The sequence below is a fragment of the Rhizobium aethiopicum genome, from assembly GCF_900094625.1.
Classification (GTDB): domain Bacteria; phylum Pseudomonadota; class Alphaproteobacteria; order Rhizobiales; family Rhizobiaceae; genus Rhizobium; species Rhizobium aethiopicum.
This window is the reverse complement of record NZ_FMAJ01000005.1, coordinates 435,078-446,332: the sequence shown is the minus strand read 5'-3', so window position 1 is coordinate 446,332 and position 11,255 is coordinate 435,078. Positions and strand designations below refer to the sequence as shown.

Annotated in this window: 11 protein-coding genes; 7 read left to right on the top strand and 4 right to left on the bottom strand. The window is 60.7% G+C overall.

All coding sequences use genetic code 11. The features are described from left to right. The 4 genes from GA0061105_RS14240 to GA0061105_RS14225 all read right to left on the bottom strand — a co-directional run. Positions 1–849, bottom strand: an 849-nt coding sequence (locus GA0061105_RS14240; protein WP_092750862.1) for an electron transfer flavoprotein subunit alpha/FixB family protein, incomplete at its 3' end; no start/stop codon positions are given. Positions 850–873: 24 nt separating this feature from the next. Continuing rightward, positions 874–1,623 carry an electron transfer flavoprotein subunit beta/FixA family protein gene (locus GA0061105_RS14235; RefSeq protein WP_092750860.1) on the bottom strand — a complete coding sequence of 250 codons (750 nt, stop codon included), beginning with the start codon at positions 1,621–1,623 and terminating at the stop codon, positions 874–876. A 63-nt stretch (positions 1,624–1,686) separates the two neighbouring features. Next, a complete protein-coding gene (locus tag GA0061105_RS14230; RefSeq protein WP_092750858.1) occupies positions 1,687–2,295 on the bottom strand; it encodes a dimethylsulfoniopropionate lyase in 609 nt (202 codons plus the stop codon). Positions 2,296–2,343: 48 nt separating this feature from the next. Next, a complete protein-coding gene (locus tag GA0061105_RS14225) occupies positions 2,344–4,380 on the bottom strand; it encodes an NADH:flavin oxidoreductase (protein WP_092750856.1) in 2,037 nt (678 codons plus the stop codon). Positions 4,381–4,526: 146 nt separating this feature from the next. Here GA0061105_RS14225 and GA0061105_RS14220 point away from each other — a divergent pair, with 146 nt between their 5' ends. The 7 genes from GA0061105_RS14220 to GA0061105_RS14190 all read left to right on the top strand — a co-directional run bounded on the left by GA0061105_RS14220 (position 4,527) and on the right by GA0061105_RS14190 (position 11,231). Then, complete coding sequence (locus GA0061105_RS14220; protein ID WP_064696824.1) at positions 4,527–5,156, top strand: TetR/AcrR family transcriptional regulator; 630 nt, start codon at positions 4,527–4,529, stop codon at positions 5,154–5,156. Positions 5,157–5,166: 10 nt separating this feature from the next. Beyond that, positions 5,167–5,961: a pyrroline-5-carboxylate reductase family protein gene (locus GA0061105_RS14215; protein WP_092750854.1), complete on the top strand. Its 795-nt coding sequence runs from the start codon at positions 5,167–5,169 to the stop codon at positions 5,959–5,961. A gap of 68 nt (positions 5,962–6,029) precedes the next feature. Further along, a complete protein-coding gene (locus GA0061105_RS14210; protein WP_092750852.1) occupies positions 6,030–7,031 on the top strand; it encodes an ABC transporter substrate-binding protein in 1,002 nt (333 codons plus the stop codon). 93 nt (positions 7,032–7,124) lie between these two features. Next, entirely contained in the window at positions 7,125–8,012 is an 888-nt protein-coding gene (locus tag GA0061105_RS14205; RefSeq protein WP_092750850.1) for an ABC transporter permease, read from the top strand. Then, positions 8,005–9,084: a quaternary amine ABC transporter ATP-binding protein gene (locus GA0061105_RS14200; RefSeq protein WP_064696828.1), complete on the top strand. Its 1,080-nt coding sequence runs from the start codon at positions 8,005–8,007 to the stop codon at positions 9,082–9,084. The genes GA0061105_RS14205 and GA0061105_RS14200 overlap by 8 nt, the downstream gene beginning before the upstream one ends. 703 nt (positions 9,085–9,787) lie before the next feature. Beyond that, positions 9,788–9,940 carry a hypothetical protein gene (locus tag GA0061105_RS32840; RefSeq protein ID WP_156668649.1) on the top strand — a complete coding sequence of 51 codons (153 nt, stop codon included), beginning with the start codon at positions 9,788–9,790 and terminating at the stop codon, positions 9,938–9,940. Between the two features lie 292 nt (positions 9,941–10,232). Further along, on the top strand, positions 10,233–11,231 hold the full coding sequence (locus tag GA0061105_RS14190) for an AraC family transcriptional regulator (protein WP_092750848.1): 999 nt from the start codon (positions 10,233–10,235) through the stop codon (positions 11,229–11,231). Positions 11,232–11,255: the final 24 nt, after the last annotated feature.

Genomic DNA, 11,255 nt, shown 5'->3' with positions numbered 1-11,255 from the left:
CTCCTCGTCCTTGTTGATGGCGACGATGACCTTCGAATCCTTCATGCCGGCGAGATGCTGGATGGCGCCGGAGATGCCGCAGGCGATATAGAGATCGGGCGCCACCACCTTGCCGGTCTGGCCGACCTGCCAGTCGTTCGGCGCATAACCGGCATCGACAGCGGCACGGCTGGCGCCGACGGCAGCCCCGAGCTTGTCGGCAACCGGCAGGATGACTTCCTTGAACTTCTCGGCCGAGCCGAGCGCCCGGCCGCCGGAGATGATGACCTTGGCCGAGGTCAGCTCCGGACGTTCCGAGGCCGACAGCGCATCGGAGACGAAACGCGACAGACCCGGATCGGAGACAGCCGGGATTGCCTCGACAGAGGCAGAGCCGCCTTCCGCGGCGGAGGCGAAGGAGGCGGTGCGCACGGTGATGACCTTCTTGGCATCGCTGGCCTGCACCGTCTGGATGGCATTACCGGCATAGATCGGCCGCTTGAAGGTATCGGGGCTGACGACCTCGATGATCTCCGAGACCTGGGCGACATCGAGCAGGGCGGCCACCCGCGGCAGCACGGTCTTGCCGGCCGAGGTGGCGGCCGAGACGATCGTGTCGTAGGAACCGGCGAGCGAGACGATCAGGTCGGCCAGCGGCTCGGCGAGATGGTTGGCGAGCTCGTCGCTTTCGGCGAGCAGCACCTTGGCGACGCCGGAGAGTCTGGCCGCCTGTTCGGCCGCAGCCCTGGCTGCCTTGCCGGCAACGAGGATGTGAATGTCAGAGCCGATCTGGCTTGCCGCCGTCAGCGCCTTGGCGGTCTGGTCGGAAAGATGATTGCCGTCATGGTCGGCCAGAAGAAGAATGGTCATGATAGTTGCTCCTGTTCCAGGCCGTTACAGCACGCCGGCTTCGTTCTTCAGCTTGTCGACGAGTTCGGCGACCGACTTGACCTTGACGCCGGCCTTGCGGCCGGATGGCTCTTCGGTCTTCAGCACCTTCAGCCGCGGCGTCGTGTCGACGCCGAAATCGGCGGGAGCCTTCTTGTCGAGCGGCTTCTTCTTCGCCTTCATGATGTTCGGCAGCGAGGCATAGCGCGGTTCGTTGAGGCGCAGATCGGTGGTGACGACCGCCGGCAGCTTGACCTCGATCGTCTGCAGGCCGCCGTCCACCTCGCGGGTCACGGTCGCTTTGCCGTCACCGATCTCGATCTTCGAGGCGAAGGTCGCCTGGGCGGTGCCCAACAGCGCCGCCAGCATCTGGCCGGTCTGGTTCGAATCGTCGTCGATCGCCTGCTTGCCGGTGATCACAAGCCCCGGCTGTTCGGCGTCGGCCACCGCTTTCAGGATCTTGGCGACGGCGAGCGGCTCGACGGCGTCGTCGGTCTCGACCAGGATCGCCCGGTCGGCGCCCATGGCGAGCGCCGTCCTCAGCGTCTCCTCGGCCTTGGCAGGGCCGATCGACACCACCACCACTTCTTCCGCCTTGCCGGCTTCCTTCAGCCGCAGCGCCTCTTCCACCGAGATCTCGTCGAACGGGTTCATCGACATCTTCACATTGGCAAGCTCGACACCGGAACCATCCGGCTTCACCCGGATCTTCACATTGTAGTCAACAACCCGCTTGACGGGCACGAGAATCTTCATTTTCAAATCCCCTTTGTATTCCGAATGGTGGCCCTTACCGAGCGCTTTTCTGCGCGTCGCGCGCTATTGATGCGGCCGCTCGGCTAGCAACGCCCAGAAGGCGAAGAGCGGCGTATCGACCGACCTCATGGCATGTCTGATCCCTGGGATATTATAGAAAGATCCGCCGATGCCCGGCGAAAACCAGTCCCCCTCCCCCTGCTTGAACTCCCCCTCGGACAGTACGAGATAGACTTCCTCGGGCGCATGATCATGATCCGGATAGCGCACATGCGGCGCCATCAACGTCACGCCGAACCAGAGGTCGCTCCGCTCCTCCAATCCGCCCGGGCCGATGATCATCGCATTGGCATGCCCATCGACGAAATTGTCGCTGGCCGAGTGGTCATACTTGGTGCGCCGACGCCATTCAAGCATCGGCTCGATGCCTTTGAACGCCTCGATCAAGCGCACCAGCGAAGGATAATAGGCGCTACCGACGGCAAGCGCCATATCAAGGTGAGCGCATACCGGCAGACGGCTTCCGTCTCCGGCACGCGCGGCCCCCGGCTGCTCCAGCGCCGCATAAAAATGCCGGATCGAACGCCGGGCCTCCGGGACTTTCGCGAAATCGTCGAAAGCAACAGACGCCGCATCCAAAAAAAGTTGCAGGCTCTCCCTGCGTAAACTCATGTCATCTCCTCCCGAGACGATCGGGGCCGGCGGGCTCCTTTCTTGCCATCATATATCCTTCGCGATGCGCAGGCCGTCATAGATGGCGGCATGCGTGTTGCGGGCAGCGACAGCGTCGCCGATCCTGAACAGCTGGAATTTGCCCTCGGAATTGCGAACGACCGACTGGGGTTCCCCCGCGAGAAGCTGGTCATGCGACATCTCACCGAGATTGCTGGATTTGGGCTTCAGCTCGAAATAGAGTTCGTCGAGCGGGATGGTCCCGTGATTGACGACGATCTGATCGTAGCTGTGTTGCCGGGCAATTCCGCCGTAATCGCTGCCGACATGGGCGACAAGCTGATTGCCGCTTTTCTCGACGGCTTCCAGACGATAGGTGACGGTGAAGGTCACGTCGTGCTTCTGGAGTGAGCGCATATAGGGCACCAGGTTCATGGCCATGACTTCGGGCGCGAAGGAGCGGTCGGGGGTCATGATCTCGACCTTGGCGCCTGCCTTGGCGAGAAATTCCGCCGCCTGAAGGCCGGCATGATCGCCGGCATCGTCGAAGATCAGCACGTTGGAACCGGGTTTCACATCGCCGGAGATGATGTCCCATGATGAGACCACCAGCTCGTTGCCGCTGGTGAGCACCTCGGTGTGCGGCAGGCCGCCGGTGGCGATGATGACGACGTCAGGATTTTCGGCCTCGATTGTGTCGGTTTCCGCCCAGGTGTTGAAGTGGAAGGTGACATCGTATTTCTCACATTGGCTCATGCGCCAGTCGATGATGCTGATCATTTCCCTGCGGCGTTCGCTTTGGGCAGTGAGGCGGATCTGGCCGCCCGGGTTGTTCGCCGCCTCGAGAACGACCACCTCGTGGCCGCGCTCTCCCGCAACGCGCGCCGCCTCCAGCCCCGCGGGGCCGGCGCCGACAATAACGACCTTCTTCCTGTGACCGGCCTTCGCCAATATATGCGGCATGGTCAGTTCGCGGCCGGTGGCGGCGTTGTGGATGCAATAGGCCGCGCCACCCTGGTAGATCCGGTCGAGACAATAGTTCGCGCCGACACAGGGGCGGATATCCTCCTCCCGCCTTTCAATGATTTTGCGGACGATGTGCGGGTCGGTCATGTGGGCGCGGGTCATGCCGACCATATCGACCTTGCCGGAAGCGATCGCGTGGCGCGCGGTGGCGACGTCGGGAATCTTCGCCGCATGAAAGGTCGGAAATTGGGTGGCGGCGCGGATCTCACCGGCAAAGTCCAGGTGCGGTGAGTTCGCCATGCCCTGGATCGGGATCACGTCGGTCAATCCGGCGTCAGTGTCGATATGGCCGCGGATGACGTTCAGATAGTCGATAAGCCCGCTATCACGCAGCCGCTTCGAAATTTCTATGCCTTCGGCCTGCCCATTGCCGCCGGGCAGACACTCGTCGGCGGTGTAGCGCACACCGAGGATAAATTCGTTTCCCACTCTTTCGCGGATCGCCCTGAACACGTCGAAACAGAAGCGCAAGCGGTTCTCGAGCGCGCCGCCATAGGGGCCTTCAAGCTCATTGGTGAGCGGAGACGCGAACTGGTCGATCAGGTGGCCGTAGGCCTCCAGCTCGATGCCATCCATACCGCCCGCCTTCATCCGTTCGGCCGCATCGGCGAAATCCTTGATGATGCGCTCGATATCCCAATCTTCCAGCTTCTTCGGGAAGGCGCGATGCGAAGCCTCGCGATGATGCGACGGGGCGACGACCGGCAGCCAGTCGCCCTTGTCCCAGCGCGTGCGCCGGCCGAGATGGGTAAGCTGGATCATGATCGCCGCACCCTCCTCATGCACTGCATCAGTCATTTCCCTGACCCAGGGAACGATTTCGTCCTTATAGGCGAGCAGGTTGTTGAAGACGGGCGGGCTGTCCCGGGAAACCGCGGCGGACCCTGCCGTCATCGTCAAGGCCACACCACCCTTTGCCCGCTCCACGGTATAGGCCCGATACTTCTCCTTCGGCATGCCGTCCTCGGGATAGGCCGGCTCGTGCGAGGTTACGATGATACGGTTACGCAGCGTCAGATGCTTGAGCTGGTAGGGCTGAAGAAGAGGATCGTTCGACATGGGCCGTGGTTCCGGATTAAAACATCGGAGCAGACGCTAAGCACAATGTACACATGTGTCAATCTTGAAAACAATGAGGTCGTTATTTTCGACACAACTGTACATTTTTATTGTATGAGGCCGCGGAATTTGGTAGGAGAGAATGCATGGACCAGGCTCTAAACGACACCGGTTGGCGCGGATCGCAGGAGGGATGGCTGGAAGCAGCCTACCAGTCACTGCTGGAATCCGGCGTGGATTCAGTGAAAATTCTGCCGCTCGCAAAGAAGCTCAATCTTTCGCGAACGAGCTTCTACTGGTTCTTCAAGGATCGGGAGGAGCTCCTGAGTGCGCTGGTGGCGCGATGGCGTGAGAAAAACACTGGCAATATCGTCAAGCAATCGGAAGCTTATGCGGAATCGCTGGCCGAAGCGATGCTCAACGTCTTCGATTGCTGGCTGAACACCGATCTCTTCGACGCCAAGTTCGAGTTTGCAGTGCGCAGTTGGGCCCTGCAGTCGGACGAGCTTCTGGCCGAGGTCCAGCAGGCCGATCAGATCCGGTTGGAGGCGCTCAAGCGCATGTTTATGCGGTTCGGGTTACCAGAAACGACATCGGATGTCAGAGCGCGGACAACTTATCTCGTTCAGATCGGCTATATCTCCATGCAGTCGAAGGAGGAACTTGCCGTCCGCATGAAACGGATTCCCGAATATATCGCGATCTACACGGGCGAAGTGCCGCAGCAGAGGGAGCTCGACCGCTTCTTCGCACGGCATGGCTATAGGCCCGGCTGAGGAAACCGAGATGAGCGTTTCCTTGAGGATCGGTATTATTGGCGGTGGCGGCTGGCTCGGTGGAGCCATTGCCGGCTCGATCCTCGATTCCGGCCTGGTCGATCCCCAAAATCTCTGCCTCTCCCATCGCGGTGACCAGCCACTTCGTTTCCCGGATTCCTTCTGGACCAAGGACAATCAGGAGCTTGCCGGCCGCTCGGATGTTATCCTTCTCTCCATCCGCCCCGACGATTGGCGTTGGCTCGCCGTCGACGCCTCCGGCAAGCTCGTCATCTCAGTCATGGCCGGAATTCGTTTGAGCGCCCTTTCCGAGCGCCACAAGACTAGCCGTGTGGTCCGCGCCCTGCCGAATGCCGCTGCCGAAGTGGCAAAATCCTATACGCCCTGGATCGGCGCGAGCAGCATTACCAGAGATGATCGGGCCGTCGTCCGCGCGATCTTGGAGACCTGCGGATCTGAGGACGAAGTCGCACGGGAAAGCGACATCGATTATCTCACAGGTCTTACCGGCTCCGGGCCGGCATTTCCGGCGCTGCTTGCTGCAGCGATGATGCGCGACGCCGTCGCCCGCGGCCTGCCGGCCGAGCTAGCACGGCGTGCGGTCAATACGGTGATATCAGGCGCCGGCCGGCTGCTGGAGCGCCGCGACGAATGTCCCGACGACGTCGTTCAAACCTTTCTCGACTATCGCGGCACCACCGCGGCGGCCATCGAAGGCATGCGCGCCGCAGGATTCGATATTTCTGTCGCCCATGGATTATCGGCGGCATTCAAGAAATCGGTGAGTATGGGAGACGCTTCCTGACGACCGTCGAGGGCGGGTACTGCGGCACCCCGCCTGGCCACATCTGCCGCTAAATAGAGGGAACGAGAATGAAGAAACTACTCGCATCGACATGTTTGACGTTCGGCCTAATCGGCGGCGCGTCTTTCGCCGGCGCCGCCGAATGCGGCAGCGTCACCATCGCCAGCATGAACTGGCAGAGCGCCGAAGTTCTCTCGAACCTGGACAAGTTCATCCTGAACGAAGGTTACGGTTGCAGCGCCGATATCACCGTCGGCGACACTGTTCCGACGATCACCTCCATGGCCGAAAAGGGACAGCCTGATATCGCGCCCGAAGCATGGATCGACTTGCTGCCCGACGTCGTCAAGAAGGGAACGGATGAAGGCCGCATCGTTCAGGTCGGCTCGCCGCTGCCCGACGGCGGCGTCCAGGGCTGGTGGATTCCGAAATATCTTGCCGACGCCCATCCCGACATCAAGACCATTGGCGACGTGCTGAAGCATCCGGAACTCTTCCCCGATCCCGAAGATCCGAAGAAAGGCGCCATCTTCAACGGGCCACAGGGCTGGGGCGGCACCGTGGTGACCACGCAGCTCTTCAAGGCGTTTGAGGCTGAGAAGGCGGGCTTTACCCTCGTCGATACCGGTTCGGCTGCCGGGCTCGATGGTTCGATCTCCAAAGCCTACGAGCGCAAGGAAGGCTGGGTCGGTTATTACTGGGCTCCGACGGCTCTACTCGGCAAGTATGAGATGGTGAAGCTCGAAGCCGGCGTGCCGAACGACGCTGCCGAATGGAAGCGTTGCAACACCGTCGCCGATTGCCCTGATCCGAAGCCGAATGCATGGCCGGTCGACAAGATCGTGACCCTGGTCGCCAAGCCCTTCTCGGAGAAGGCCGGCCCCGAAGTCATGGACTATCTAGCGAAACGTTCCTGGTCCAACGAAACGGTCAACAAGCTGATGTCGTGGATGACCGACAACCAGGCGACCGGTGAAGACGGTGCCAAGCACTTCCTGAAAGAAAACAAGGACGTCTGGACCAAATGGGTCTCGCCCGAGGCGGCCACGAAGATCGAAGCTGCTCTCTAAGCCAAAATTGCGGTGCGCCAAAAGCGCACCGCTTCTCACACGCCGACAAAAGCAAAAAGACTGCCACGGCTCTTTGACGAAAGGGGAACCGAGATGGAATGGTTTTATAAATTCCCACACATGAACGATGACGCGCTTCGCAATCTGAAGAAAGCGATCGATGACGGCTTTCGCGGATTTACCCGCAGCTACGGCGACGGCATCGAAAGCCTCTTCGTCCCGCTGCAGCATTTCCTCATCGCCGCCGAGCGCTTCATGACACAGACGCCATGGCCGATCATCACCTTGATCATCCTCGTCATTGCCTGGTTTGCAAGCCGCAGCTTGAAGATCGTGCTCGGCTGTCTGGTGACGCTGATGCTGATCGGCTATTTCGACATGTGGGACGATACGATGCGGACGGTCTCGATGATCTTCGTCTGTACCGTCCTTTCCATCGCCATCGGCATTCCGATCGGCATCCTGATGGCCCGCTCCGACCGGCTGCAGCGGGTCGTCAATCCGATCCTCGATGTCATGCAGACGATGCCGAGCTTCGTCTATCTCATACCCGTCGTCATGCTCTTGGGTATCGGCAAGGTGCCCGGCCTGATCGCCGTCGTCATCTATGCCATTCCGCCGATGATCCGCCTGACCGATCTCGGCATCCGGCTCGTCGACAAGGATGTGCTGGAAGCTGCAGATGCCTTCGGCACCTCCCGGTCGCAGAAGCTCTTCAAGGTGCAGCTGCCGCTGGCGCTTCCCACCATCATGGCCGGCATCAACCAGACGATCATGATGGCGCTCGCCATGGTGGTTATCGCTTCGATGATCGGCGTCCAGGGCCTTGGTCAGCCGGTGCTCAAAGCCATCGCCAACCAGTACTTCACACTGGGTATTTTCAACGGGCTTGCCATCGTCGGCATCGCCATCATCTTTGACCGGGTCAGCCAGGCATACGGCACAAGGCTCCAGAAGCATCGGGAGACCGTCCATGGTTGAGCAACGTTTCGGCGGCATCAAGATCCGCAATCTCTACAAGATCTTCGGTCCCAACCCCGCTGCGTATGTCGCAGCGGTTCAGAAAGGCCTGACGAAGGCCGAGCTCAACGAAAAGCACGGGCACGTGCTCGGCTTGAGGGATATCAATATCGAGATTCCCTCCGGCCGCATCCAGGTTATCATGGGCCTTTCCGGATCGGGCAAGTCGACGCTCATCCGGCACATCAACCGGCTCATCGATCCAACCGCCGGCGAAGTGCTGGTCGACGGCGTCGATGTCGTGAAGATGAACGAGACCGAATTGCGGACGTTCCGCCGGCAGCAGACGGCCATGGTGTTTCAGAAGTTTGCGCTTCTGCCGCACCGGAACGTTCTCGACAACACGATTTTCGGCCTTGAAGTGCAGGGCATGGAGCGCGCGAAAGCCATCGACGTCGCCATGCGCTGGCTGGAGCGGGTCGGCTTGAAAGGTTTCGAGCAGAGATATCCCAACCAGCTTTCCGGCGGCATGCAGCAGCGTGTCGGCCTGGCGCGGGCGCTCTCCAACGATGCCCCGGTTCTGTTGATGGACGAAGCCTATTCGGCCCTCGACCCCTTGATCCGGACCGATATGCAGACGGTCCTCCTCGACATTCAGAAGGAGATCAAGAAAACCATCGTCTTCATTACCCACGACCTCGACGAAGCTCTGCGCCTGGGCGACCAGATCGCGATCCTGCGCGACGGCGAAGTCATCCAGCAGGGCACCAGCCAGGACATCGTGCTGCGCCCGGCCGACGATTACATTGCCAACTTCGTCAAGGAGGTGAACCGAGGTCGGGTCGTTCATGTCGAAGCCGTCATGACACCTCTGCACTCTGCCGCGGCGCCAGGCGGCTTGACGATCGCATCGGGCACGACGGTGGAAGAGGCCGTCCGAATGCTGGCTTCGACGCTGAACGATGATGCCAGGGTGGTTTCCGCGTCGGGAGAAACCTTGGGCCTTGTCACTTTCCGCCAGCTCGCCGGTGCAATGGTGAACTCGCAGGAGGTCGCTGCCCCACGCGAAAGCGCCCTTTCGGTCGCGCTCTGAACCTGCGCACGCCGGCTCTCTCGGTCTAGCCGCCGGCACCGGCGTCGGCGCGTCACCACGCCCCGCAACCGGCAAGCCGGCTGCCTCAGAGATCACGAATGCGGCCTCGTCGGGAGCAGATCCTTGACATCATCGGCCGGTACGGGAGGCGCCTGGCAAAAGCTTTCGGGTGGCCGTCAGGCTCATCGACGCATCGGATGCCGAGGCCATCGGTACCGATGCTGCCTGCCAACGGACTCCTCCGAAGCCTGCTTCCAGAAGGCTCATGCCACTTGTCTGGACACTCCCCCGGCATTGAGAAAGGAAGTGTCGTTACACCAGAGCTCTATGCCTTCTCCGGAACCCGGCGAGTCGGAGTGGAGCTTTATTTCCAGGGCAACGAAAGAGGGGGCAGGAAGCGCCCGCCTATACGTTTTGCGCAAGACCAGTCCATACTGCGTCACGAAAAGCCGATTGGCCGACAATATTGGCGCCTGACAATTGCTCCATGGGCGCGGAACACTAAAGTAGACCCCGACCGGGGCCATGATGGTTCGCGGTCTACAAGCCAACCCCTTCATCGATGACCCCAAACGATGGAAGGGTTTACATCCATACGCACCCCATCCCGTGCGTATGCCAACTGCCTGTCAGCCTGCCGAAGGCGATCTCGAGCGGTCCACTTTAGAACCTTCGGCAGGCGACTTCTGAATGGCGCATCGAAATGTGCCACCTGCGCAAGCTGGCTAATCGTTTCATCAACGGGCAACCGTCCGAGCAGCAGATCAAAGGCCTTGCCGAGCGCTGCCGGGTCTGTCAGTTCCTGCCGACCGGCCAGGAAAAACCGACAGATGAAAACTTCCGACAAAGCCTTTAAGAGGTTGAAATTTCCGGCCCCGTCAGGCTGGGGTTCCACCTGAATCGGCTTGTCCCATCCAGCAAGACCCACACCCCCATCACGCTGAAATCGGCAAGCTTCGCTGCCGCTTGCTGCGCTCCGGCCCTTTTTTCGTTAATATACGGCCGAACCCCTTTCATCATCCCCTCCATCAGGCCCTGACGATTCAGGTGGAGGTGATGCTGGCGACGCACAGGCAAAAAGAGGGACGTACTTCATCTGAGACCCATGCGACCGAGGCGGCGCGTCAGATGAAATTGCGGGAAACAGCATGACGGAAAACAGCGCCCAGCCATTCTCCTTCCGATTCCATGGTTCGTCCTTCGACAACATGGTGGAAACCCTCGGCGGCGCTTTTGGCTCGTTTGATGCCGAGCCTGTCGGCCGCGCCAAGGACTTCCAATGGGGATTGGATTTTTCAGTGGCGGGGAGCGCCGTCCTACTGAGCGGCTACCATGAGGCGGAGTTCCAATTCAACATCGAGCCGACCGTCAGCACGGCGGAGTATCTGTCGCTCGTCGTCCCGCGCCGCGGCGGCATGGGAGTTACCTACGGAGCGCGCAAGGCGGAGGCCGGCCAAGGAAAACTGCTTCTCTACAACAATTTCGAACCCGACAGCGTCCTCATGCATGGGCAAGGCAATGTCATCGACGAGCTGCTGATCAACTGGCCCGTCATCCTCCAGACGATCGGCCAGACGTTCGAAATGCCGTTCAGCGGTTCACTCGACCTGTTGCCGGAACTGGATCTGTCGACGCCGGTCGGGCGGACGATCGGCAACCTTACGGAAACGATCATGTCAGGCATGCGCGACGACGGTCCCCTGCTGCAGTCGCCGATCGCCATGGCGCACATGACACAGGCGCTGGCCGATCTGGTCGTGCGCATGGTGCCGCACCGACTCTCGCATTTCCTCGAAAAGGGTCCGGCGCTGATTGCTCCGAGGCATGTGCGCAGGGCGATCGAATTCATGCAGGCCAATATCGATCAGCCGATCACCATGCCAAAGGTGGCGGAAGCGGCCGGCGTCTCCAGCAGAGCGCTCGAAACCGGTTTCCGCGCATTCAAGGGAACGTCCCCGGCCGCTTACCTGCTGACGCTTCGTCTGCGCGCGGCGCGCCAGGATCTGCTCGATCCCGAGTGCACCGAGACGATGAAGGCCATCTGCCTGAAATGGGGCTTCTTTCATTTCGGCCGCTTTTCCGCGGTCTACAAGACCACTTATGGCGAATATCCGTCCGAGACGAGAAAGCGCGTAAGCCACCGATAACGCGCATCAGCGCATCGCAATCTT

Coding starts and splice junctions, on each gene's coding strand:
- GA0061105_RS14225 (WP_092750856.1), bottom strand. CDS start 4,380: ATGTCGAACGATCCTCTTCTTCAGCCCTACCAGCTCAAGCATCTGACG.
- GA0061105_RS14205 (WP_092750850.1), top strand. CDS start 7,125: ATGGAATGGTTTTATAAATTCCCACACATGAACGATGACGCGCTTCGC.
- GA0061105_RS14235 (WP_092750860.1), bottom strand. CDS start 1,623: ATGAAGATTCTCGTGCCCGTCAAGCGGGTTGTTGACTACAATGTGAAG.
- GA0061105_RS14220 (WP_064696824.1), top strand. CDS start 4,527: ATGGACCAGGCTCTAAACGACACCGGTTGGCGCGGATCGCAGGAGGGA.
- GA0061105_RS32840 (WP_156668649.1), top strand. CDS start 9,788: ATGTGCCACCTGCGCAAGCTGGCTAATCGTTTCATCAACGGGCAACCG.
- GA0061105_RS14230 (WP_092750858.1), bottom strand. CDS start 2,295: ATGAGTTTACGCAGGGAGAGCCTGCAACTTTTTTTGGATGCGGCGTCT.
- GA0061105_RS14215 (WP_092750854.1), top strand. CDS start 5,167: ATGAGCGTTTCCTTGAGGATCGGTATTATTGGCGGTGGCGGCTGGCTC.
- GA0061105_RS14190 (WP_092750848.1), top strand. CDS start 10,233: ATGACGGAAAACAGCGCCCAGCCATTCTCCTTCCGATTCCATGGTTCG.
- GA0061105_RS14200 (WP_064696828.1), top strand. CDS start 8,005: ATGGTTGAGCAACGTTTCGGCGGCATCAAGATCCGCAATCTCTACAAG.
- GA0061105_RS14210 (WP_092750852.1), top strand. CDS start 6,030: ATGAAGAAACTACTCGCATCGACATGTTTGACGTTCGGCCTAATCGGC.